The organism is Frigoribacterium sp. Leaf415, assembly GCF_001424645.1.
Lineage (GTDB): Bacteria > Actinomycetota > Actinomycetes > Actinomycetales > Microbacteriaceae > Frigoribacterium.
This window is the reverse complement of the sequence record NZ_LMQR01000002.1, coordinates 189,231-212,324: the sequence shown is the minus strand read 5'-3', so window position 1 is coordinate 212,324 and position 23,094 is coordinate 189,231. Positions and strand designations below refer to the sequence as shown.

Sequence of the window (23,094 nt, the reverse complement as noted above, 5' to 3'; positions counted from 1 at the left end):
CGTGCGGGGCGCGGTCGGTCTGGTCGGTCACTTGGCGAGGGCCCTCTCGAGAACGGACGTGAAGAAGGTCAGGCCGTCGACGCCGCTCGACATCGCGGCGGGGGTGTCGGGGCCGAAGCCCTCTTCGACGGCGTGCTCGGGGTGCGGCATGAGGCCGACGACGTTGCCGCGCGCATTGGTGACGCCGGCGATGTCGTCCATCGACCCGTTCGGGTTCACGCCGACGTAGCGGAAGGCCACCTGCCCCTCGCCCTCGATGCGCTTGATGGTCTCGGCGTCGGCGATGAAGCGCCCGTCCGCGTTCTTGAGGGGGATGGTGATCTCTTGACCCTCGGTGAAGCCGTTCGTCCAGTCGGTGCGGGCGTTCTCGACGACGAGACGCTGGTCGCGGCGGATGAACTGCTGGTGCGCGTTGCGGGTGTGCGCCCCCGGGATCAGGCGGGCCTCGGCGAGCATCTGGAAGCCGTTGCAGATGCCGAGGACGGGCATTCCCGCGTTCGCGGCGTCGACCACGTCGGCCATGATCGGCGAGAAGGAGGCGATCGCGCCGGCACGCAGGTAGTCGCCGTAGCTGAAGCCGCCGGGCAGGATGATCGCCTCGACGCCCTTCAGGTCGTGGTCGCCGTGCCAGAGGGCGACGGGCTCGCCGCCCGCGAGTCGGACCGCGCGCTGCGCGTCACGGTCGTCGAGGGAGCCGGGGAAGGTGACGACGCCGACGCGCATCAGAGGGCGGCGGGAGCGTCGGCGACGGTGATCGAGACGACGTCCTCGATGACCGAGTTCGAGAACATGTCGTCGGCGAGCTCGCGGACGTCCGCGAGGACGGCGTCGGTCACCTCGCCCTCGACCGTGACCTCGAAGCGCTTGCCGATGCGGACGTCGGTGAACGCCCCTTTGCCGAGACGGGAGAGGGCACCGGCGACGGCCTTGCCCTGGGGGTCGAGCAGTTCAGCCTTGGGCATGACCTCGACGACGATTGTGGGCACTGGTTTACTCCTGCAGAGGCGTCAACGGGTGGACGCGACGAGTCTACGGCAGCCGCGCGCGCCTCCTGGTGGTGCCGTCGTCGTGGACGCATCGACCGTCGCGGCGATGGTCAGCGGAATGCGGGCCACCTGTCAGCCGGATCATTGGTTCGCGCCGCAGAGTGTTCTCAGCGGACAGAGCGCGGGCCTCGTGATCGGGCCTTCTGTTCCGCGTCCGGTCCCGGGGTTCCTGATCCGCTCCGAGACCGCCGGACGCCCGGCCGAGCCCCCCGTCGGCCGGGCGTCTACCCCGTGTGGGCTGCGTCCGCGGGTCTGTCGGCGGCGGCCCGCGGGGCGGACTCCGGGTCGACGTCGGGGCGCGACCGGCCGAGCAGCCAGACGGCCAGGGGCAGGCAGATCGCGCCCGCGATCGCGTTGCGCAGGTCGAGGCCCTCGTGCATCACGTCGAACGGCGGCCCGATGGCGAGCACCGCCGCCACCCCGATCGACCACCAGGAGGCGCGGCGCCGCCCCTCGGCGAACGCTCGCGGCGGCAGCTCGAACCGGGCCGTCGCCAGCGAGACCAGGCAGGTCAGCCCGATGACGAGGGCCCAGATCGGGAGGCGCGTCCACCACCAGGTGGCGGTCGAGGGTTGGGGGAGCGGCCCGCCCACGGCCAAGAGGACCCCGAGCACGGCGATCAACAGCGGGAGGTGCCAGAGGTAGATGGTCATGCCGCGGCTGCCGACGGCGAACACGACGGCGCGGGCCGCCGACGTGGACATGAGACGCGCCAGGACGGGGTGCAGGAGCGACAGGACGCAGATCTGCGCCACCCCGAGCACCATGAGCGGCACCGTCGGCGGATTGAGGTTGCTCAGCATGTCGTCCGACCACGGCCCGGCCGTCGTCAGCGGGACCAGCGAGGCGTACGCCACGACGGCGACGACGAGCAGCACGGCCCGAGGGGTCCGACGGAACAGCCCGTCGGCGTAGGCGAAGCCGAGCTGCTGCACGAAGAGCCACACGAAGGCGAGGTTGAGGAGCCCGACGGCCGTGACGCCGGTGCCGTACCGCACCGCGTCGACCAGGACCGCGGCGACGACCAGGACGGACAGCGTCGCCCACGGGCGGGTCGCGTGCAGGCGGGCCATCACCGGCACGAGCAGCTGCGTGATGCCGTAGGCGGCGAGGAACCAGAACGGCGAGCCCACGCCGGTCGCCACGACGTCGAGCAGTTCGGGATCGACGCCGAGCAGGGTCGCGACGGCGAGGGCGATCGCGAGGACGACGAAGACCGCGCTCGCGGGGCGGGCGAGGCGCAGGAGGCGACCGCGGACGAAGTCGCCGGCGTCGGCGCCGCGACGCCGTGCCCCGGCCCAGGCCGTGGCGCTGGCGAACCCGCCCACCACGAAGAAGAGCGGCATGATCTGCCCGGCCCACGTCGAGAGCGGGAACCAGGACTGCTCTTGCAGGGGACGGTTCGCCACGACGGCGCCCGTCGCGTCGACGGCGACACCGGCCATCATCACGTGGATCGCGACGACCAGCAGGACGCAGAAGACGCGGGCGAGATCCACCACGAGGTCGCGGCCCGGGGGGACGACGACGGACGGCGGTGTCGTGGCGGCGGTGCTCATGTCGACGACGGTAGCGACCCGGGGCCGCTCGGGTGTGGTTGTCCACAGGTGCGGCGCGTCCGAACCAGGGAACGTCCTCCGAGGTGGCCCGGATTGTTTTGATCTGATCAAAAGAGTGGTTCACTTGATGCATGACCCATCCGACCGACGACCCCCGCGAAGCACTGCGCTCCGCCGGGTTGCGCGTGACCGAGCCCCGGCTCGCCGTGTTGCGCGCCCTCGAGCCGTCGCCCCACGCGGCCGCCGAGCAGGTCTTCGCCCGGGTCGCCCTCGACCTGCCCGGCACGTCGGTGCAGGCGGTCTACGGCGTCCTCAACGCGCTGACCGGCGCGGGGCTGGTGCGTCGCATCGAACCAGCGGGCTCGGCAGCGCTCTACGAGCTGAGGACGGGCGACAACCACCACCACGTGGTCTGCGGGGTGTGCGGCTCGGTCGCCGACGTGGACTGCGTCGTCGGCCACGCCCCCTGCCTCACCCCCTCGCACGACTCGGGATACCTCGTGCAGACCGCCGAGGTGACCTTCTGGGGTCTGTGCCCGGCCTGTCGAGCGGCCGAGGCCGACGGTGCGGAGGGCGACCAGGCGAGCCGCGCCTCCTCGTCCGACCGCGCGGACGCGGCCGTCCCGGTGGCCTGACCCGCCCGCCCCCTGATCTCACACGACGACGAACCACGAACGAAAGAGGACACATGACCGACGCCAAGAAGATCACCACCACTGACAACGGCGCCCCCGCCGCCAGCGACGAGTTCTCGCAGTCGGTCGGCGCCGACGGCCCGATCGTCCTGCACGACCACAAGCTGGTCGAGAAGCTGGCCAACTTCAACCGTGAGAAGGTGCCCGAGCGCATCGTCCACGCCAAGGGCGGCGGAGCCTTCGGCACGTTCGTCACCACGGCCGACGTCTCGCGTTACACGCGCGCCGCGCTCTTCCAGCCCGGTGTCGAGACCGAGCTGCTCGCCCGTTTCTCGACCGTCGCCGGTGAGCAGGGCAGCCCCGACACGTGGCGCGACCCCCGCGGTTTCGCGCTGAAGTTCTACACGAGCGAGGGCAACTACGACCTTGTGGGCAACAACACGCCCGTCTTCTTCATCCGTGACGGCATGAAGTTCCCCGACTTCATCCACTCGCAGAAGCGCCTGCCCGGCTCGCACCTGCGCGACCACGACATGCAGTGGGACTTCTGGACGCTGTCGCCCGAGTCTGCCCACCAGGTCACCTGGCTGATGGGTGACCGAGGCCTCCCCGCCTCGTGGCGCAACATGGACGGCTTCGGCTCGCACACGTACCAGTGGATCAACGCCGAGGGCGAGCGCTTCTGGGTCAAGTACCACTTTAAGACGAACCAGGGCAACAAGATCCTCACGCAGGACGACGCCGACCGCATCGCGGGCGAGGACGCCGACTTCCACATCCGCGACCTCTCCGAGGCGATCGACCGTGGCGACTTCCCGACCTGGACGCTGTCGGTGCAGGTCATGCCCTACGACGAGGCGGCCACGTACCGTTTCAACCCGTTCGACCTGACGAAGGTGTGGCCGCACGCGGACTACCCGCTCATCGAGGTCGGCACCATGACGCTGAACCGCAACCCCGAGAACTACTTCGCGCAGATCGAGCAGGCCGCGTTCGCCCCGTCGAACTTCGTCCCCGGCATCGCGACCAGCCCCGACAAGATGCTGCTCGCGCGCATCTTCAGCTACGCGGACGCCCACCGCTACCGCATCGGCGTCAATCACCAGCAGCTGCCGGTGAACACGCCCAAGACCGAGGTGCACTCGTACTCGAAGGACGGCGCCGCGCGGTACCACTTCAGCGAGGCGACGGCTCCGGTCTACGCACCGAACTCGGTGGGCGGCCCGGCGGCGGACCCGCGGGCCGCGGGTGACACCGGCGGTTGGGAGAGCGACGGCGAGCTCGTCCGCTCGTCCGTGACGCTGCACCCCGAGGACGACGACTTCGGCCAGGCCGGCACGCTCGTCCGCGAGGTGCTGAACGACGAGGAGCGCGACCGCCTGGTGCAGAACATCGTGGGCCACGTCTCGAAGGTCACCCAGCCCGCCCTGCGCGAGCGCGTCTACGAGTACTGGACCAACGTCGACCCCACCCTGGGCTTGCGCGTCCGCAAGGGCGTCGAGCCCGAGGCTCCCGGCTCGAACGAGGACCCGGCCGAGGTCGGCATCCCGGCGTAGCCGGAAGTCGCGACAGACCGCGGGAGGCGCGGTGACCGTTCGTCGGTCACCGCGCCTCCTCGGCGTTCCGGGTTCGCGGGGTCCCGGGTGCCGCCCGGGTCAGACCATCTGACCGTTCCAGTGCAACTCGCCCTGGGGCCAGTCGGCCAGGGTGCGCGTGCCCTCACGGAGCAGCCAGCCGTGGTCCTGGGTGACGAGGACGCCGGCGCCGTCGGCGCTGAACGCCGTGTAGTGCGCCGTGAGGCCGTCGAGCGGCAGCCAGCCGCCGCGTCGGTAGAAGCCCTGCACGTCGTCTCCGGTCTCGAGCACCCCGAAGCCGCTGTCGAGCGACGTCAGTGCCGCGTCGACCTGACGGAGCAGTTCGCCGCCGAGGCCGGTGCCCTGGACGGTCGGCGAGACGGCGACCATGCCGACCGCGGTGACGAGCAGATCGGCGTCGCCGACGGTCACGAACTGGCGACGCAGGCCGGCGTGCGCCACCACGACGTCGCCCTGACGCGCGACGACCCGCAGCTCGGGCTGCATGCCCGCCCAGCTGCGAGCCCCGGCGTACCAGTGGTCGTAGCTCGGGAAGGCCCGGGCGAGCATCGCCGCGATCGCCTCGTGGTCATCGAGCGTGAGGTCGCCCTCGCGGGTCGTGGAGAAGGTGGGGGACTCGGCTGCAGGCATGGTCCCCACCGTATCGACCGGTTCGGCCTGCGACCGAGGCTCAGGTCGACTGCGGTCGCACGGACACCTGGATCTGGTTGAGCCAGGGATCGTCGAACCCCAGCATCCGCCCGTCGTCGCGGGTGGCGACGCCGTGGTGGCCGAGGCGCTCGCCGAGGGCGCCCAGGTCGTCGGCCGTCGGCACCTCGATGCGCACCAGGCCGAGCCCCAACCCCAGCTGGCGGCGCCCGGCCCCGGCGCTGTTCCAGGTGTTCATCGCCATGTGGTGGTGGTAGCCGCCCGCGCTGACGAAGAGGGCCTGCGGCCCGAAGCGCGTCGTCGTCTCGAAGCCGAGCTGCTCGACGTAGAACCGGTGGGCCGACTCGACGTCGCCCACGCTCAGGTGGACGTGGCCGACCGTGGCGGGACGGGACGCCGAGCCGGCCAGCGCCTCCTCGGTGACGTTCTGCTGCACGAAGGCGTTCGGGTCGAGGGCGAGGGTCGCCATGTCGACCTGGCCGTGCGTCCAGGACCACTCGGAGCGTCGACGGTCCCAGTAGAGCTCGATGCCGTTGCCCTCGGGGTCGGTGAAGTAGAAGGCCTTGCTGACGAGGTGGTCGGCGCTGCCGGTGAACGTGCCGGGGTGACGGGTCGCGACGCTGTAGACCGCGGCGGCGAGGTCGGCCTCGGTCTCGAACAGGATCGCGGTGTGGAACAGGCCGGCCTCGCGCGGGCCCGCGTGCCTCAGCTCGGGCGCGTGCTCGAGGATGACGATCGGGGTCGCTCCTCGGCCGAGGACCACGCGGCCCGCGGCGGGTTCGGCGGCCAGCACCGTCAGGGTGACCGCGTCGCGGTAGTACGCGGTCATCGCGTCGAGGTCGGCGACCCGGAGGGTGACCGCCCCCATGCCGGTGTCGGCGGCGAGCAGGTCTGACGAGGAGGCGCGGGTCGCGTCGGTCGCGGAGGTGTCGGTCATGGCTGCCCTCGGTCGGATCGGGTGGTCACCTGATCGGTGACGTGTCATCGACATGAACCCGTCGGCCGTGTCGGGCATTCCCGGCCGACACGAGGTCGTCACCCTCGGCACGCGAGGAACCCCGTTCCGGACAATGAACCCCGAGAGGAGGGGGTTCATCGTCCGGAACGGGGTTCATGGTGTGGGCCCGGGTCAGCGGGCGGTGAGGCGCTCGATCAGCTCGCGGTAGCGGGCGGCCGTGCGGGCGACGATGTCGTCGGGCAGCGCGGGGGCCTCGCCCGTGCCGTCCCAGTGCGCGGAGAGCCAGTCACGGACGATCTGCTTGTCGAAGCTCTGGGTGCGGTTGCCCCAGGCGTAGACCTCGGCGTCCCAGAAGCGGCTGCTGTCGCTCGTGAGCACCTCGTCGCCGAGGGTGATCTCGCCCGTGGCCCGGTCGGCGCCGAACTCGAACTTCGTGTCGGCGAGGATGACCCCGCGGGCCTCGGCCACGTCGGACGCCAGACGGTAGATCTCGAGCGACCGGTCGCGCAGGGCCGCCGCGGTCTCGGCGCCGACCAGTTCGACGGTGCGCTCGAACGAGATGTTCTCGTCGTGCTCGCCGAGCGGCGCCTTGTACGCCGGGGTGTAGATCGGTTCGGGCAGCCGGTCGCCGTTCGACAGCCCCTCGGGCAGCGGGATGCCGCAGACCGTGCCCTGCTCGCGGTACTCGGCCCACCCGCTGCCGACCAGGTACCCGCGGACGACGCACTCGACGGGGAACATGTCGAGCGGCTTCACGAGCATCGCGCGGTCACGGACCTGAGCGGGCAACGAGACGGAGGCGGTGGTCGGGTCGACGAGGTGGTTCGGCACGGTGGCGAGCTGCGCGAACCACCAGAGGCTGAGCTGCGTGAGCAGGGCGCCCTTGCCCGGGATGCCGGGCTCGAGCACCTGGTCGAAGGCGCTGACCCGGTCGCTCGCGACGACCAGCACGTGCTCGGTGTCCTCGAGGGTGGCGGCGTCGCCGACCGAGCCGGCCACCGGCGCCGGGACGTAGAGGTCGCGGACCTTGCCCGAGTACACGGGCGTCCAGCCGTCGAGGTGGCCGGGGGTGCCCGGCGTGACGGGCGTGGTCTGGCGAGCCGCGCCTCCTGCCGTCGCGTCGGCCGGGGTCGTGGTGCCGTCGGGGGCGGTCATCGGGCGACCCGCTCGGCGATGTCGTGACGGTACTGGCCGCCCTCGAACTCGATGCGGGCGAGGGCCTCGTAGACCCGACCCCGGGCCTCGGTGAAGTCGGACCCCTCCGCCACGACGCTGAGCACGCGCCCGCCGGTGGCGATGAGCCGGTCGTCGAGACGGGCGGTCGCGGCGTGGGCCACGTGGACGCCGGCCACGGCGGTCGCGTCGTCGAGCCCGTGCAGCGGCCGACCGCTGACGGCGCCCTCGGGATAGCCCTCGCTGGCGAGGACCACCGTCACGGCGACGTCGGACGAGAAGCGCGGCGACTCGTGGTTGCCGAGCGACCCGGTCGCCGCCGCGAGCAGCAGCCCGCTGAGCGGCGTGATCAGACGGGGCAGGACGACCTGCGTCTCGGGGTCGCCGAAGCGGGCGTTGAACTCGATGACGCGCACGCCCTGCTCGGTGAGGATGAGCCCGGCGTAGAGGAGGCCGATGAACGGCGTGCCCTCGGACTCGAGCTGCCGCACCGTCGGGGTGGCGATGGTGTCGAGCACCTCGTCGACGAAGTCCTTCTCGCTGCCGAAGCGGTCGGCCAGCCAGGGCAGCGGCGAGTAGGCGCCCATTCCGCCGGTGTTGGGGCCGGCGTCGCCGTCGAGCAGGCGCTTGTAGTCCTGCGCCGGACTGAGCGGCACGACCGTGTGACCGTCGCTGAGGAAGAACAGCGAGACCTCGGGCCCCTCGAGGAACTCCTCGACGAGGACGGGCCCGTGCTGCAACCAGTAGGTGGTGTGCTCGACCGCCGCGTCGCGGTCGTCCGAGACGAGGACGCCCTTGCCGGCCGCCAACCCGTCGGCCTTGACGACGTAGGGGGAGCCGAAGTCGTCGAGCACCGCGACGGCCTCGTCGAGGGTGCCCACGCGCGTGGCCCGCCCGGTGGGCACGCCGGCTTCGTCCATGATGCGCTTCGCGAAGGTCTTGCTGCCCTCGAGTGCCGCGGCCTTCTTGCCGGGACCGAAGACCGGGATGCCCCGGGTGCGGAGGGCGTCGGCGACCCCGGCGACCAGCGGGGCCTCGGGGCCGACGACGACCAGCTCGACGTCGTTCTCGAGCGCGTACTCGGTGACGACGGCGCCGTTCGAGGGGTCGAGGTGCACGATGCCGACCTGGTCGGCGATGCCCGCGTTGCCGGGGGCCGCGACGATCTCGTGGCCCGCGTCTTCGCGCAGCAGAGCGGTGATGATGGCGTGCTCGCGAGCACCGGAACCGAGGACGAGGATTCGCACGGGCCACAGCCTACCGAGGGTGTGCCGCGGTGCCGAGTCCGGGGTGGCGGCCGCGCTGCGGTGCCGAGTCCGGGGCGGGGGTGTGCAATTCGCGACCGGTGGGCTGCGCCACGCCGCGGGAGGGCGGAGGTGAGCGGAGTGTCGGGGGGCGGATGTCGGGTTCGGCCCGTCGGGGACGCTCTGGGCGGTCGGGATGTGCTCGAGCGGGACGGGGACGGGGACGGGACGGGACGGGACGGGGACGGGACGGGACGGGACGGGGACGGGACGGGGACGGGACGGGGACGGGGACGGGGACGGGGAGGCGCGGTGCGGGACGAGGAGGCGCGGGTAGCGTGGGCGCATGGCCAGGGCACGGATCGACGACGCGGCGGGATCGGCCGCCGTGGGCGAGGTGCGGATGGCGCTCGCCGCCGACCAGACCGCACCGCGACCGGTGACCGCCATGGCCGTCCGCTGGTTGCTGCAGGTGCTCGCCGACGGCGAACCCGGGGCCACGGTCGAGGTCCGCGTGCCGCCGTTCGGCGCCGTGCAGTTCCGCGAGGGCCTCAGCCACACGCGCGGCACGCCGCCCAACGTCGTCGAGACCGACGCCGCCACCTTCGTGCGACTCGCCACCGGCGACCTCAGCTGGCAGGAGGCGCGGGCCGGGGCGCTCGTGTCGGCCTCCGGCAGCAGGGCGGACCTGACCGGCTACGTGCCGATCGCCTGGCAGCGGGGCTGACCCGCGCCTCCTCGGCGGTCCATGCTCGACGTCGAGACGGGCGTCGGCGCTGGTCGGCCTCCTCTGGGATGATGGGCGGGTGACGAACGCACCCGACGACCAGCAGCGACCCGAGCCCGTCCTCGAGCCCTCCGTCGAACGCCCCGCCGAGTCGATCGTCGAACGCGACGAGGTCACCGTGCGCCGAGCGCCCAAGGTGCCCGTCTTCCTGATCATGGGCGCGGCGCTCGGGGTCGTCGTGTCGCTGATCGTCACCTCGCTCTTCCCGTTCGACTCGGGCGAGGGCGTGGCGCAGACCTACGGGTACATCTCGCTCTGGGGGCTCACGATCGGCGGGGCCGTCGGCTGCGTCGTCGCCATCATCGCCGAGCGGGTGACCAGCCGGGGGGCGAAGCGCGTCCAGGTCGAACGCGAACGGCTCGAGGTGCCGGTCGACGAGGCCGACGCCCCGCCCCGTCAGGTGACCGACGGCGACTCCGACCGCGTCTGACGTCGACGTCGTCCCACTGATCGCGTCCGCGACCGACGTTTCAGGGCCGACCCCGATCGACGTCGGGAGCACGTCCGGGCCGACGGCCGGGGTCAGGCTCCGCGAGCCCGCCGCAACCGGGTGAGCAGCTCGGGCCCTCGGGCGTCGAGCAGGCGTCCGCCGCGTCGGATGCCGACGACCATCAGGACGGCCCCGAGGGCGACGCCGACGACGAGCGTCAGCAGCCCCAGCAGCACCGACCCCTGCACCAGCGCCACGACGCCGAGCACGAGCTCGGGCAGTGCCAGCACGAATACTATCGCCCACGAAGCGTAGAGGCCCAGGGCCGAGGTGACGTTGGCCCCGGGAGGCGACTTGAACGGGCTCTCGCCCGCCGCCGGCACGGGCATGAGGTAGAGCGCCGAGGCCACGCTCGACACCCCGAACCCCGTGAACAAGAGGCCGAGGCCGACACCGAGCAGCGCGGGGGCCACGTCGAGCCGCCCGACCACCGCCAGGGGGACGAGCGTGGCGAGCACGACCGAGGGCACCGCGAACAACCCGAGCGTCAGGACGCGGCCGGCGCGGTCGGCGGAACCCGCGAGCCCGGTCGACAGGTGGGCGGCGAAGGCCGTGCCGTCGTACGAGACGTCGGCGGCCAGCGTGATGGCGAGCAGGGCGGCCACGGCCGGGCCGATGGCGTACAGCGGCCAGGTCGTGTCGAGGGAGAACGACAGGAAGATCGCCAGGACCGGCATCAGGGGGACGACGATCAGCGACCCGCCGTACCGCGGGTCGCGCAGCCAGTACACGGCCGTGCGGGCGGCGACCGCACCGGTCGGCGTCGCGGGGAAGCGCGCGAAGAACCCGAGACCCTTGGACGCCGCGGTGGCCGTGACGGCCGGGGGCGCCACGAGCGCCGTCGCCAGGCCCCGTCGCCAGATCAGCAGGAGGACACCCAGGGTGGCCACGGCGATGAGGGCCTTGAGGGCTGCCTCGCCCGGCCGGCCGAGGGCGACGTCGCCTGGGATCGACCAGGCTGCGCCGAGCGGGCTCCACGACAGCGCGTGGGCGACGCGGGGCAGGTCGTCGCCGAGCGAGCTGAGGCCCTGGCCGACCAGGCCGATCAGGGGCCCGGCCAGGATGAGGGGCACGAAGATCGCGACGCTCATCAGCTCGCGGTAGCGACGCTTGGCGCCCAGCGCACTGGTGGCGGTCTCGACCGCGCGGGACGCCGCGACGCAGACGAAGACACCGAGCAGCCCGCAGAACGGGGCGAGGACGGCGGACAGCGGGTGCTGCAGCCAGCTGAAGGTCGTCGCGAGGGCGGCGACGAGCGTGACGATGCCCGGGATGCCCAGCAGCCCCGCGACGAACAGCGCGACGAGGAGGCGGTCGGCGGGCAAGGGGAACTGGCGCAGCTTCGAGACGCTGAGGGTCTGGTCGTAGCCCCGGGCGACGAACGGCACGACGACCCAGCCGACGACCGCGAGCGAGCCACCGAGCACGCCGGCCGTCCAGGCCCAGCGCTCGGGCGCGAACGAGAGGGCGACGAGGCCGGCGACGACCGCGGCGAGCACGCCGAGACCGTAGAGCCCGCCGATGACCGCGGCGACGATCTGCCAGGTGCTGCGCTTGAAGCCGTTCAGCAGCACCCGCCAGCGCAGGCTCAGGAGGTGCGCAACCACGACGGCCCCTCGTTGTGCTGGCGACCGCCGACGAGTTCGACGAAGCGGTCTTCGAGGGTGGAGCCGGCCCGCACATCGTCGGTCGTGCCGGCCGCGAGCACGCGCCCGGCCGCGATGACGGCGACGTGGTCGCACATGCGCTGGACGAGGTCCATCGAGTGGCTCGACACGATGACCGTGCCGCCGTTCTGCGTGTAACCGTGGAGGATGTCGCGGATGTTGGCGGCCGAGATCGGGTCGACCGACTCGAACGGCTCGTCGAGGACGAGGAGGCGCGGCGCATGGACCAGCGCGCAGGCGAGCGCCACCTTCTTGGTCATGCCCGCGGAGTAGTCGACGACGAGCGTGCCGCCGGCCGAACGCAGGTCGAGCAGGTCGAGCAGGTCGCCGACCCGCTGCGCCGTCGTCTCGCGGCTCATGCCGTTGAGCAGGCCGTGGTAGGTGACGAGCTGCTCGCCGGTGAGGCGGTCGAAGAGCGAGATGCCGTCGCTCAGCACGCCCACGAGTGACTTGGCGTGCGTCGGGTCGGACCAGACGTCGACGCCGAGCACCTCGATGCGGCCCGCGTCGGGACGCAGCAGCCCGGTCGCCATCGAAAGCGTGGTCGTCTTGCCGGCGCCGTTCGGGCCGACGAGGCCGAAGAACGAGCCCGTCGGCACGGTCAGGTCGATGCCGTCGACGGCGACCTTGTCGCCGAACGCCTTGCGCAGGCCGGTGATCTGCAGCGCGGACGCCGGAGGCGTCGCGGTCGGTTCGGGGCGGGGCATGCCGACGTCGCTCATGGCCCCCAGCCTAGGGACGCCTGCCGACACCGCGCCTCCCCCAGGGGGTGGAAGCGGGGGCGAGGTGCGGGTGGCGACGGGCGTGCGGGCGGCGCACAGCGCAGGAGGCGCGGGTGCCGACGGACGCGCCGGCTCAGCTGAGCTGGTTGGCCTCGACCCAGGCGAGGTACTCGGGGCTGACCGTGCCGGTGACGTAGTCGCCCGTGAAGCAGCTCATCTCGAGCTCGGTGACGTCGCTGCCCTCGGTGATGGCGGCCTGCATGTCGGCGACCTCTTGGTAGATGAGGTGGTCGGCACCCAGCTCGCGCGCGATCTCGGGGATCTTCCGGTCGTGGGCGACCAGCTCGTGCCGGGACGGCATGTTGATGCCGTACACGTGAGGGAAGCGCACCGGGGGAGCGGCCGAGGTGAACGTCACCTTGTTCGCGCCGGCTGCCCGGGCCATCTCGACGATCTCGCGCGAGGTCGTGCCGCGGACGATCGAGTCGTCGACGATCAGGATGTTCTTGCCCTTGAACTCGCTCGACATCGCGTTGAGCTTCTGGCGCACCGACCGCTTGCGCTCGGCCTGCCCCGGCATGATGAACGTGCGGCCGACGTAGCGGTTCTTGTAGAAGCCCTCGCGGTACTCGATGCCGAGCTTCTGGGCGACCTGCATGGCCGCGGGGCGTGACGAGTCGGGGATCGGCATGACGACGTCGATGTCGCCGATCGGAGAGTGCGCGGCGATCGTGTCGGCCAGTCGGTTGCCGAGGCGCAGGCGGGCATCGTAGACCGAGATGCCGTTCATGATCGAGTCGGGGCGGGCCAGGTAGACGTACTCGAACGAACAGGGGATGAGGCGCGGGCTGGCGTGGCACTGCTTCGACACCATCTGCCCGTCGAGCGAGATGAAGACGGCCTCGCCGGGGGCGACGTCGCGGACGATCTCGTACCCGCCGGACTCGAGCACCAGCGACTCGGAGGCGGTGATCCATTCTTCGCGGACGCCGTCGGCGGCGAGACGGCGACCGAGCACCAGCGGCCGGATGCCGAACGGGTCGCGGAAAGCCAGCAGTCCGTGGCCGGCGATCATGGCGATCGCCGCGTACGAGCCCTGCACCCGGTCGTGCACGCGGGTGACCGCCGCGAAGATCTGCTCGGGGTCGAGCTCGCTGCCGTTGACCTGCTCTTGCAGCTCGTGCGCGAGCACGTTGACCAGCAGCTCGGTGTCGCTGTTGGTGTTGAGGTGACGGCGGTCGACGTGGAAGAGCTCGCTGGTGAGCTCGCGCGTGTTCGTCAGGTTGCCGTTGTGGATCAGCACGATGCCGTAGGGCGCGTTCACGTAGAACGGCTGCGCCTCTTGCTCGTTGCTGGCCGCGCCCTTGGTGGCGTAGCGCACGTGGCCGAGGCCCATGTTGCCGAGCAGGGCACGCATGTCGCGGGTGCGGAAGCCCTCGCGAACCTGCCCCTTGGTCTTGTGCACGTGGAAGATGCCGCCCTCGGCGGTGGCGATGCCGGCGCTGTCCTGCCCCCGGTGCTGCAAGAGGAGGAGCGAATCGTAGACGAGTTGATTTGCTGGCTCGTGCGCGACGAGACCGACGATGCCGCACATGCGGATCTGGCTCCAGACCGTAGAGTTGGGGTTACCGCGACAGTCTAGAGCGACACCGAACGGATGAACGAATGGCGACCTCCTCTGCCCACTCGACCAGCGCCTCCTACGCCGCAGCGGGGGTCGACACGGCCGCCGGCGACCGGGCGGTCGAGCTGATGAAGGCGGCCGTCAGTGCCACGCACAGCCCCGGCGTCGTCGGCGGCGTGGGCGGGTTCGCCGGGCTGTTCGACGTGTCGTTCCTCAAGGACTTCGACAAGCCGTTGCTGGCCACGTCGACCGACGGCGTCGGCACGAAGGTCGCGATCGCGCAGGCGCTCGACAAGCACGACACGATCGGGCAAGACCTGGTGGGCATGGTCGTCGACGACATCGTCGTCGTCGGTGCCCGGCCGCTGATCATGACCGACTACATCGCCTGCGGCCGCGTGGTGCCGGCCCGCATCGCCTCGATCGTCGAGGGCATCGCCCGCGCCTGCAGCGAGACGGGCACCGCCCTCGTCGGCGGAGAGACGGCCGAGCACCCCGGCCTGCTCGGGCCCGACGACTACGACGTGGCGGGCGCCGCTGTCGGTGCGGTCGAGTCGGGGCGCCAGCTCGGCCCGCACCTCGTCGGCGACGGCGACGTCGTGCTCGCCCTCGCCTCGTCGGGCGTGCACTCGAACGGCTTCTCGCTCGTCCGGCACATCCTCGCGTCGCGCGACCTCGGCTACGACGACACCCTGCCCGAGTTCTCGGGCACCGTCGGCGAGGCCCTGCTCGAACCGACGCGGCTCTACACGTCACCCCTGCTGCGCATCCTCGACGACCCCTCGCTCGACGGCGCGATCCACTCGCTCAGCCACGTCACCGGGGGCGGCATCGCGGCCAACCTCGCTCGCGTGCTCCCCCGCGGGTCGTGGACCGAGGTCGACCGCTCGACCTGGTCGCCGCTGCCCGTCTTCCGGGTGCTGAGCGACCTGGCCGGCTCGACCCTCGAGTCGAGCGAGGGCACCTGGAACCTCGGCATCGGCATGATCGCCGTCGTCGCCGCGTCCCAGGCCGACGCGGTCACCTCGGCCCTCGAGGCCGACGGCATCGCGACCTGGCCCGTCGGCACCGTCTCGACGGGGCAGCGCGATCTCGCCGGGTTCGAACAGGGTGCCAAGGGCGTCGACGGAGGCGCGGTGCGGCTCGTCGGGTCCTACGCGGGCTGATCGCCCGTCACGTCGCGTGGCGTCGCCCGGGAGTCGGACGTACGATGAACGCACGCCCGTGCCGGGCGTGCTGACGACGACGTCAGACCGGACGACGAAGGAGTCGACCCATGAGCACCACCCGCATCCCCCTCCCCTCTGTCTCGCGCACGGCGGTCGCCGCCCCGCGCAGCGCCCGGGTCAGCCGGGTCCCCGCCGAGCCGGCGCCGCTGCGGTCGACCGCGTCACCCGTCACCGGCGGGCGCAAGGTCGCCGCTCTCACGGCCGGCGGCATGATCCTGCTGCTGGTCGTGGGGCTGCTGCCCGCGGTCGCGACGCTCGTCGGCGGCTGACCCGCGCCTCCTGCCGGGCGGTCACCCGACCGAGCGGCGACACACGACGACGGCCCCTCGAGATCGAGGGGCCGTCGTCGTGTGGAGTGCGTCGTGCGGGCTCAGAGGACGCAGAACTCGTTGCCCTCGGGGTCGGCGAGGACCACCCACGACACGTCGGAGTCGTCTTGCCCGACCTGCGCGCGGACGGCCCCGAGCGACTCGAGCCGCGCGACCTCGTCGGCCTGCGTCGCTTCGCGGCTCTGACCGTCGACCGGGCTCGGGCGGAAGTCGAGGTGCAGACGGTTCTTGGCCGTCTTGGCTTCGGGGACGCTCACGAAGAGCAGCCCGGGCAGCGTGTCGGGCGTCGGACGGATCTCGGGTTCGTCGTCGTCGGACGAGACGACCACCCAACCGAGGGCATCCGCCCACCAGCGTGCGAGCCGTGCCGGGTCGCTCGAGTCGACGACGACCTGCTCCCACACGAGGGACGAGGGTGACGAGGTCATCAGCCGACCGGCCTCAGGCGCTCTTGTTCTGGTCGTGCCCGGTGTCGTATTCGTCGTCGAAGTCGTCGGCCCATTTGTCGACGTATTCGTCGCCGGAGTCGTTCTTCGTCGCCAACTCTTTTTCGAGTGCACCGTAGTTGGTGTCAGGGCTGAAGTACTTCAGCTCTCTGGCGACCTTGGTGTGCTTGGCTTTTTGACGGCCGCGCCCCATGCGTGACCCCCTCTGAACTCGGCCCGGAAACGGTGTCGGACGACCCGGGAACTGCCGACAGGATGCTGTTGAAAAACTGGACCGATCTTATCATGTACCCCTAGCCCCGGCTGCCGCCCCGGACGGGCATGATGGTCGGGATGACTCCTGGGGGCGAAGGCGAGCGGACGCGGGTCCTCGTGATCGGTGCGGGCCAGGCCGGGTTGTCGGTCTCGTGGTACCTGCGACGGCTCGGGCTCGAGGTGGGACGCGACCTCGTCGTGCTCGACCGGGGGCCCGGTACCGGAGGCGCGTGGCAGCACCGCTGGGAGAGCCTGCGGCTGGGTGCCGCGCACCGCGTGCACGATCTGCCGGGCATGGCCGGGCTGGGGCTGGGGTTCGCCGACGCCGACCGGTCGGCCCCGGCGCGTGACGTCGTCGCCGACCAGTACGCCCGGTACGAGGACGCACTCGGGCTCGACGTGCGGCGCCCGGTCGAGGTGACCGCGGTGACCGGGCTGGAGGACGGCTTCTCGGTGCGGTGGGCGGGGCGCGCCTCCTCGGGCCTCGGCTCGGAGGCCGCCTCGGTGCCGATCTCGGGATCGGTGCGGGCCGAGGTCGTCGTGAACGCGACCGGTACCTGGGGTGCTCCGTTCGTGCCGTGGTACCCGGGGCGCGACACGTTCCTCGGGCGGCAGCTGCACACCTCCGACTACCGGGCGGCGTCCGAGCTCGAGGGGCTCGACGTGGTCGTGGTCGGCGGCGGAACGAGCGCGATCGGCTTCGTGCTCGAACTCGACGGCATCGCGGCCTCGACGACGTGGGTGACGCGCCGACCGGTCGACTGGCTCGACCAGGGCGAGCTCGACGTCGAGTCGGCCGTCGCCGCCGTGGCGGCCCAGGATCGCGCGGCCCGGGCGGGACAGGCGCTGCCGAGCATCGTCAGCGGCACGGGCGTCCCGCGCACCCGGCGCTTCGTGTCGGGCATCGAGCGCGGCGTGCTGGTCGAACGGCCGATGTTCGCGTCGGTCGAACCGAACGGGGTGCGCTGGGCCGACGGCACCTTCGCCCACGCGGATGCCATCGTCTGGGCGACCGGGTTCCGGCCCGAGTTGCGACACCTGGCTCCGCTCGGGCTGCGGTCGGCCGACGGAGGGGTGAGCGTCGAAGGCGGCGCGTCGACGCGCGACCCGCGGCTCTTCTTCGCCGGCTACGGGCCGCAGGCCTCCACCATCGGGGCGAACCGTGCGGGGCGCGCCATCGCCCGACAGGTCGTCGCGCGGCTGTCGGAGAGCGACGCCGAACGCCGGGGGTGAGGGCGGCGCCCGGCCCGGGTCACGGGCGGCGGGGCGGGTGGACGTCGTGCGTGGCCGACCAGACGGCGACGGCGGCCGCGGCGGACCAGGCCTGGGGGCGGCACGAGGCGGGGTAGGGCACGGGCGACGGCACCTCGCGGGACGAGTCGCCCGAGTGCAGCTCGGGCATGCGGTGGTCGAAGGCCGGCGCCGCGGACAGCAGCCCTTCGGCGAGCCGGGCCGCCTCGGCGGGGAACCCCGCTCGGGCGAGACCCTGGATCGCGATGGCCGTGTCGTGGCTCCAGACGCTGCCCCCGTGGTAGCTCAGGGGCCAGTAGCCGGCGCTGTCGGTGGACATCGTGCGCAGCCCGAAGCCGCTGGACAGCTCGGGTGAGACGAGGCGGCGGGCGACCAGCGCCTCCTCGTCGGGGTCGAGCAGTCCGGTGCCGAGCAGGTGCCCGAGGTTGCTCGTGACCGTGTCGACCGGCCGCTTGGCCGCGTCGAGGGCGATCGCCGGGTAGGCGCCCGCGGCGTCGTCGACCCAGAAGGAGGCGCGGAACCGGTCGCGCAGGCGCCCCGCCCAGTCGCGCCACGCGTCGCCGCCCGCCCGACCGAAGGCGTCGAGCAGGTCGGCCCCGTGCACGGCCGCCTCGTAAGCGTAGGCCTGCACCTCGCAGAGCGCGATCGGCCCCTCGGCGAGGGTGCCGTCGCGCCACTGGACGCTGTCGCCGGAGTCCTTCCAGCCCTGGTTCGCCAGGCCGTGCCCGGTCTCGTCGACGTACTCGAGCAGCAGGTCGCCGTCGCTGTCGCCCGAGTCGCGCATCCAGGCCAGGGCCGCCTCGAGGTGCGGCAGCAGCGCCTCGACCTCGGCGGCCGGCAGGCCCCAGCGCCACGCGTCGTGCAGCAGGCAGACCCAAAGTGCCGTCGCGTCGACGGTGCCGTAGTAGAGCGGGGGCAGGCTGACGCCCTCACCGGGGATCGTCAACGTCTGCTGGCGCAGCTCGTGCATGATCTTGCCGGGTTGCTCGGCCGTCTCGGGCACGTGCCGCGTGCCCTGCAGGCCGGCCAGAACCCGCAGCGTGCCGGCCGCGACCGTCAGGTCGAGGGGCAGGGTGAATCGGGCGGCCCAGAGCGAGTCCCGACCGAAGAGCGTGAAGAACCAGGGCGCCCCGGCGGCGTAGAAGACGTCGTCGGGCGACGTCGTCGTGGTCAAGCGGAGCGCCGCCAGGTCGTCGCGGGCCCGGTCGACCCAGCGGGCGAGCCGGTCGTCGCGCGGTGCCGGGTCGAGGTCGGCCCAGTGCAGCGGCGTGCGCACGCCCCGGACCACGGCGTCGGGGGCGGTCGCGACGAGGTCGAGTCCGACCGTCACGGAACCCCGGGCGGGCACGACGGCGACCCACTCGACGACGAGACCGGCGGGGGTCGCCCGCACCGCGCCTCCTCGGGTCTCGAGGTCGACGAGCACGCCCTCGGCCCGCCAGGAGGCGCGGGTGCCGTCGACCGCGAGCGTCACGTCACGCACGGGCTCACCCGCGATGCCGGCCTTGACGTGGTCCATGGCGGAGGCGTCCGGCCGGAGGGTCGCCGCGACGGTGACCGTGAGCTCGCGGCCCAGCCGGGAGGTGATCGTGTGGCGTTCGTGGACGCCCGTCGTCGTGACGTCGCGGAGCGAGCTCAGGCGGACGTCGGGGTCGGCTCCGGCGTCGTCGAGGCCGCGCAGCAGCGACTCGAACCGGACGGCCGAGGCACCGAGGGGCACCGTGGCCACGTGCTCGGGCACGAGGCCGTCGACCGTGATGCCGTGCCCGGCGACGAGGCGCACGTCGCCGAGGTAGACGCCGTGGATCGTCGCCGCCCCCATCGAGCCGTCGGCGGCCGACCAGGCCTGGGCCGGAGCCCGCAGGACGACCGTCTCAGCGGCGAGGAAGGGCTGGAGGCCGGGGGTCGGGGTCGACCGCTCGGCGTGGTCGGAGTCGAGGGGGGAGGTCTGGGTCATCGGGGGCTCCTGGGGCTCCGGGTGGCGGGCGTGGGGTGCGACGGGGTGGGGGTCGCGGTGCGGGTCACTCTTTGACGGCCCCGGCGCTGGCGTTCATGATGCGGCGCTGGAACACGAAGAAGACGATCGCGACCGGGATGGTCATCACCGCCGCGGCCGCGAGCTTGATCGGGTACTGCGACCCCTGGCTGAGCTGCCCGGAGGCGAGGCTCGCCACGCCCTTGGTCAGGGTGGTCAGCTCGGGCGACTGGGTCGACACGATGAAGTGCGAGAGTTCGTTCCACGACCCCTGGAACGACAGGATGATGATCGTCACGAGCGCGGGCCGGGCCATCGGCAGCACGATCGACCAGAAGACCCGGAAGGTGCCGGCGCCGTCGATGCGGGCCTGCTCTTCGACGCTGCGGGGGATCGACTCGAAGAAGTTCTTCATGATGAAGACCCCGGCGGCGTCGGTCAGCAGCGGCACGATCATGCCCGAGTACGAGTCGTACATGCCGAGCTGGTTGATGACCAGGAACTTCGGGATCAGCAGCACGACCGTCGGCACCGCCATCACGCCGATCAGCAGCACGAAGATGACGTTGCGCCCGCGGAACTGCAGCCGCGCGAGGGCGTAGCCGGCCAGCGAGTTGAAGAACACCCGCCCGAGCGTCACCACGATCGTCACGATCGCCGAGTTCTGGAACCAGGTCGGGAAGTCGCTGTTGAGGAACAACTGGCGGTAGGCGGCGACCGTCGGCGTGATCGGGATCAACGCCAGCGGGTCGGAGGCCGCCTCGGGGTCGGTCTTGAACGACGTCGCCACGTTGATCAGGAACGGCAGGATGTAGATCGCCGCGATGACGATCAGCACGGCGTAGAGCACCGAGGTGCCGGCGACGCGTCGCGTGCTGCGGGGCTCACGGCCGACGGGTCGCGGCGAGGCCGGGGGACGCGCGACCGGCGAGGAGGGGTTCGCCCGGTCGGCGATCGGTGCGGTCGTGGTCATCGCTCGACTCCTGTCGTGTAGAGCCGGGTGCGTCTCTTCGACACGGCCCGTTCGCGCAGCACGATGCGCTGCAGGATCGTCAACGCGACGATGATGACGAACAGCACGAAGGCGATGGCCGCGCCGCGGCCCCACTCTTGTTCGCCGAACGCCGAGGTGTACGAGAGGTAGGCGGGGGTCAGCGTGGTCTTCTGCGGGCCACCCTGGGTGCCGGTGTAGATCTGGTCGAAGACCTGCCAGGTGCCGATGAGGCCGAGGGTGAGCACGGTGAAGAGCGTCGGTCGCAGTTGCGGCAGCGTGATGCGCCAGAAGCGCTGCCAGCCGCTCGCGCCGTCCATCATCGCGGCCTCTTGCACGTCGCCGCCGAGGTTCTGCAGGGCCGCCAGGAAGAGCAGCATGAACGTGCCGCTGGTGGTGAAGACGGCCATCAGGATGAACGCGGACATCGCGACCGACGGCCCGGCCAGCCAGTCCCACCAGCTGACGCCGAGGGCGGTGTGGTCGGCCAGCAGGGCCGGGGGCTGCGTGACGCCGACGACGGCGAGCAGGTTGTGCAGCACGCCGCTGGCGTCGTTGAACCACGCGGGCCCGGTGATGCCGACGAACGAGAGCAGCTTGTTCACCGCGCCGCTCTGCGAGAACAGGAACAGCCACAGGACGGTGATGGCGACCGAGCTGGTCACCGACGGGAAGTAGAAGGCGGTGCGGAAGAACCCGCGGCCGCGCAGCACCTGGCGGTTCACCAGCACGGCGAGCAGCAGGGCCACGGCGGTCTGGATCGGCACGACGAGGATCACGTACCAGGCGTTGTTGCGCAGGCTCAGGCCGAAGTCGCGCTCGGCCAGGCCGCCGCCGCCGAGCAGGTCTCGGTAGTTCTGCGCCCCGACGAAGCCGACGCCGGCCGCGAAGGGGGAGCCCCGGCCGGTCCAGTCCGAGACGCTGACCCAGAGGGCCATCAGCACGGGCACGGCCAGGAAGAGGCCGAGGACGATCAGCACGGGCGAGACGAATAACCAGCCCGAGAGGCCCTCGCCGCGCGAGACGGCGCTGCGCCGGCGGGGGGGCTTGGTCGAGATCGCGGTCATGGGGACTGCCTTTCGTGCGCTGTCTCGGTCGGGGAGCGCGAGGCACCGCGCCGGGGGAGGCGCGGTGCCCCGAGGGCTACTGGAGGATCGCTTCGAAGTTCTTCTGCGCGGACTCGAGGATCGTCTTCGGGTCGCCGTCCTTCAGGCCGGAGAGCTGCGAGTTGAAGTCGCTGATCACGGCGGCGGAGCCGTCCTGCGTGGGCGTGCCCTGGGCGAACTCGACCGAGTCGAGGAACGCGGCCTGGTCGGGGTTGTCGGACTTCCAGGTGTCGGCGGCCGACTGGATCGAGGGCATGACGCCGAACGCGTCGGCGAAGGCGAGCTGCTGGTCGGTGCTCGTCAGCTGCTCGACGAGGTCGACGGCGGCCTGCTGGTTGGGGCTGTCGGCGGCGATGCCCCAGCAGTTGGTGAACTGCAACGTGCCCTGGCCGCCGGGGCCGGCGGGCAGCTCGGCCACCTGGTACGACACGTCGGGGTAGTCGTTGGTGAGTGCGCCGGTGATCCAGTTGCCCTCGATGGTCATCGCCGCCTTGCCCGTGCCGAAGGCCTCGCCACCCCAGCCCGCGCCGAGGTCGCTCGAGAACGCGGCGTCGCCGCTGGTCAGCAGGTCTTTCACGTAGGTCAGCGCCTCGACGTTCTCGGACGAGTCGAGCGTCGCCTCGGTGCCGTCGGCGTTGGTCACCGCGCCGCCGGCCTGCGCCATGAACGCGCCCACCCGGGCGTACTCGGGGCTGAAGGCCAGGCCCACGTGGTCGGCCGTCGTGAGCTTCGCGGCGACCGCCTTCAGCGAGTCCCAGTCGGTCGGGACGTCGGCGTCGGTCAGGCCGGCCGCGGCCCACATGTCGGTGTTGATGATCAGGCCGAGGGTCGAGAAGTCCTTCGGTGCGCAGTAGAACTGGTCGTCGAGCGTGAAGCTGTCGACGAGGGTCGGGAAGAAGTCGCCCTTGTTGGCGAGCTGGTCTCCGTAGGCCAGCAGGCTGCCGTTGCCGGCGAAGCCCGCGAGCGTGTCGGTCGACACGTAGAACACGTCGGCCGGCTTGCCCGAGGCGAAGCCCTGGCTGAGCTGCTGCGGCAGGTCGGAGGCCACGCTGACCTCGGCGCCGGTGCCCGAGTCGTCGGACCAGCTCGCGACGGCGTCGGTGACGGCCTTCGTCTCGGCGTCGCCGCTCGAGCCGATCAGCACCGTCAGCGAGTCGTCGCTGCTGGTGAGGGCGCCGTCGCTCGCGGCGCCCGACCCCTCGCTGAAACCGGAGCCGCAGGCCGTGAGGCCCAGGGCGGTGATGGTCGTGAGGGCGGCTGCTGCCGCCAGGCGGGTCGTGCGTCGTCGCATGGTGGGCCTCTCGTCGCGTCGTTGCGATGGTGCGGGTGCTGTGGTCGGGTCGGGGTGAGGTGCCGGGTGGAGC

Annotated in this window: 23 protein-coding genes; 7 read left to right on the top strand and 16 right to left on the bottom strand. The window is 71.9% G+C overall.

All coding sequences use genetic code 11. From position 1 onward, the window contains the following. Window positions 1-27 precede the first annotated feature (27 nt). The 3 genes from purQ to ASG28_RS15600 form a co-directional block, all read right to left on the bottom strand. Entirely contained in the window at window positions 28-723 is a 696-nt protein-coding gene (gene purQ / locus ASG28_RS15610; protein WP_054144901.1) for a phosphoribosylformylglycinamidine synthase subunit PurQ, read from the bottom strand. Continuing rightward, entirely contained in the window at window positions 723-986 is a 264-nt protein-coding gene (gene purS, locus ASG28_RS15605) for a phosphoribosylformylglycinamidine synthase subunit PurS (protein WP_043597439.1), read from the bottom strand. The genes purQ and purS overlap by 1 nt, the downstream gene beginning before the upstream one ends. Window positions 987-1,270: 284 nt before the next feature. After that, window positions 1,271-2,605 carry an acyltransferase family protein gene (locus tag ASG28_RS15600; protein WP_055978127.1) on the bottom strand — a complete coding sequence of 445 codons (1,335 nt, stop codon included), beginning with the start codon at window positions 2,603-2,605 and terminating at the stop codon, window positions 1,271-1,273. 131 nt (window positions 2,606-2,736) lie between these two features. On the opposite strand from ASG28_RS15600, the gene ASG28_RS15595 reads away from it, so the two are divergent. Together ASG28_RS15595 and ASG28_RS15590 are read left to right on the top strand one after the other, a co-directional pair. After that, window positions 2,737-3,240, top strand: a complete 504-nt coding sequence (locus ASG28_RS15595) for a Fur family transcriptional regulator (protein WP_082454821.1) — start codon at window positions 2,737-2,739, stop codon at window positions 3,238-3,240. Window positions 3,241-3,293: 53 nt separating this feature from the next. Further along, window positions 3,294-4,796 (top strand): catalase, encoded by a 1,503-nt coding sequence (locus tag ASG28_RS15590; RefSeq protein WP_055978125.1) that lies wholly within the window; start codon window positions 3,294-3,296, stop codon window positions 4,794-4,796. Between the two features lie 99 nt (window positions 4,797-4,895). Here ASG28_RS15590 and ASG28_RS15585 read toward each other — a convergent pair whose 3' ends face one another. From ASG28_RS15585 to purD, 4 genes are all read right to left on the bottom strand, one after another. Further along, window positions 4,896-5,465 carry a GNAT family N-acetyltransferase gene (locus ASG28_RS15585; RefSeq protein WP_055978123.1) on the bottom strand — a complete coding sequence of 190 codons (570 nt, stop codon included), beginning with the start codon at window positions 5,463-5,465 and terminating at the stop codon, window positions 4,896-4,898. A gap of 40 nt (window positions 5,466-5,505) precedes the next feature. Then, complete coding sequence (locus tag ASG28_RS15580) at window positions 5,506-6,420, bottom strand: VOC family protein (RefSeq protein ID WP_055978195.1); 915 nt, start codon at window positions 6,418-6,420, stop codon at window positions 5,506-5,508. A gap of 192 nt (window positions 6,421-6,612) precedes the next feature. Continuing rightward, a complete protein-coding gene (locus ASG28_RS15575) occupies window positions 6,613-7,596 on the bottom strand; it encodes a phosphoribosylaminoimidazolesuccinocarboxamide synthase (protein ID WP_082454820.1) in 984 nt (327 codons plus the stop codon). Then, window positions 7,593-8,861 carry a phosphoribosylamine--glycine ligase gene (gene purD, locus ASG28_RS15570; RefSeq protein ID WP_055978121.1) on the bottom strand — a complete coding sequence of 423 codons (1,269 nt, stop codon included), beginning with the start codon at window positions 8,859-8,861 and terminating at the stop codon, window positions 7,593-7,595. Before purD ends, ASG28_RS15575 begins: the two co-directional genes overlap by 4 nt. Window positions 8,862-9,204: 343 nt before the next feature. On the opposite strand from purD, the gene ASG28_RS15565 reads away from it, so the two are divergent. Then, window positions 9,205-9,585: a sterol carrier family protein gene (locus ASG28_RS15565; RefSeq protein ID WP_055978119.1), complete on the top strand. Its 381-nt coding sequence runs from the start codon at window positions 9,205-9,207 to the stop codon at window positions 9,583-9,585. 79 nt (window positions 9,586-9,664) lie between these two features. Continuing rightward, window positions 9,665-10,075: a hypothetical protein gene (locus ASG28_RS15560; RefSeq protein WP_055978117.1), complete on the top strand. Its 411-nt coding sequence runs from the start codon at window positions 9,665-9,667 to the stop codon at window positions 10,073-10,075. Window positions 10,076-10,167: 92 nt separating this feature from the next. Here the strand turns inward: ASG28_RS15560 and ASG28_RS15555 are convergent, their stop codons facing one another. The 3 genes from ASG28_RS15555 to purF form a co-directional block, all read right to left on the bottom strand. Further along, window positions 10,168-11,742, bottom strand: coding sequence for a hypothetical protein (locus ASG28_RS15555; protein WP_055978116.1), 1,575 nt, complete (start codon window positions 11,740-11,742; stop codon window positions 10,168-10,170). Then, entirely contained in the window at window positions 11,724-12,524 is an 801-nt protein-coding gene (locus ASG28_RS15550) for an ABC transporter ATP-binding protein (protein ID WP_235477952.1), read from the bottom strand. The genes ASG28_RS15555 and ASG28_RS15550 overlap by 19 nt, the downstream gene beginning before the upstream one ends. Before the next feature lie 133 nt (window positions 12,525-12,657). Further along, complete coding sequence (gene purF, locus ASG28_RS15545; protein ID WP_055978114.1) at window positions 12,658-14,118, bottom strand: amidophosphoribosyltransferase; 1,461 nt, start codon at window positions 14,116-14,118, stop codon at window positions 12,658-12,660. Window positions 14,119-14,189: 71 nt separating this feature from the next. Here purF and purM point away from each other — a divergent pair, with 71 nt between their 5' ends. Beyond that, complete coding sequence (gene purM, locus ASG28_RS15540; protein WP_055978112.1) at window positions 14,190-15,314, top strand: phosphoribosylformylglycinamidine cyclo-ligase; 1,125 nt, start codon at window positions 14,190-14,192, stop codon at window positions 15,312-15,314. 110 nt (window positions 15,315-15,424) lie between these two features. After that, the gene (locus ASG28_RS15535; RefSeq protein ID WP_055978111.1) at window positions 15,425-15,646 is read left to right on the top strand and encodes a hypothetical protein; all 222 of its coding nucleotides are present in this window, start codon (window positions 15,425-15,427) and stop codon (window positions 15,644-15,646) included. A gap of 101 nt (window positions 15,647-15,747) precedes the next feature. Here ASG28_RS15535 and ASG28_RS15530 read toward each other — a convergent pair whose 3' ends face one another. Together ASG28_RS15530 and ASG28_RS16235 are read right to left on the bottom strand one after the other, a co-directional pair. After that, window positions 15,748-16,134, bottom strand: a complete 387-nt coding sequence (locus tag ASG28_RS15530) for a VOC family protein (protein WP_055978108.1) — start codon at window positions 16,132-16,134, stop codon at window positions 15,748-15,750. A 13-nt stretch (window positions 16,135-16,147) separates the two neighbouring features. Then, complete coding sequence (locus ASG28_RS16235; RefSeq protein ID WP_054147370.1) at window positions 16,148-16,345, bottom strand: DUF3073 domain-containing protein; 198 nt, start codon at window positions 16,343-16,345, stop codon at window positions 16,148-16,150. A 140-nt stretch (window positions 16,346-16,485) separates the two neighbouring features. Between ASG28_RS16235 and ASG28_RS15525 the strand changes: the two genes are divergently transcribed. Next, a complete protein-coding gene (locus ASG28_RS15525; RefSeq protein ID WP_055978189.1) occupies window positions 16,486-17,640 on the top strand; it encodes an NAD(P)-binding domain-containing protein in 1,155 nt (384 codons plus the stop codon). A 19-nt stretch (window positions 17,641-17,659) separates the two neighbouring features. Here ASG28_RS15525 and ASG28_RS15520 read toward each other — a convergent pair whose 3' ends face one another. The 4 genes from ASG28_RS15520 to ASG28_RS15505 all read right to left on the bottom strand — a co-directional run bounded on the left by ASG28_RS15520 (window position 17,660) and on the right by ASG28_RS15505 (window position 23,021). Further along, window positions 17,660-19,615, bottom strand: coding sequence for a glycogen debranching N-terminal domain-containing protein (locus tag ASG28_RS15520; protein WP_055978106.1), 1,956 nt, complete (start codon window positions 19,613-19,615; stop codon window positions 17,660-17,662). 64 nt (window positions 19,616-19,679) lie between these two features. Continuing rightward, a complete protein-coding gene (locus ASG28_RS15515) occupies window positions 19,680-20,606 on the bottom strand; it encodes a carbohydrate ABC transporter permease (RefSeq protein ID WP_055978103.1) in 927 nt (308 codons plus the stop codon). Then, window positions 20,603-21,691, bottom strand: coding sequence for a carbohydrate ABC transporter permease (locus ASG28_RS15510; protein WP_055978102.1), 1,089 nt, complete (start codon window positions 21,689-21,691; stop codon window positions 20,603-20,605). Before ASG28_RS15510 ends, ASG28_RS15515 begins: the two co-directional genes overlap by 4 nt. Before the next feature lie 76 nt (window positions 21,692-21,767). Further along, the gene (locus tag ASG28_RS15505) at window positions 21,768-23,021 is read right to left on the bottom strand and encodes a sugar ABC transporter substrate-binding protein (RefSeq protein WP_055978100.1); all 1,254 of its coding nucleotides are present in this window, start codon (window positions 23,019-23,021) and stop codon (window positions 21,768-21,770) included. Window positions 23,022-23,094 lie beyond the last annotated feature (73 nt).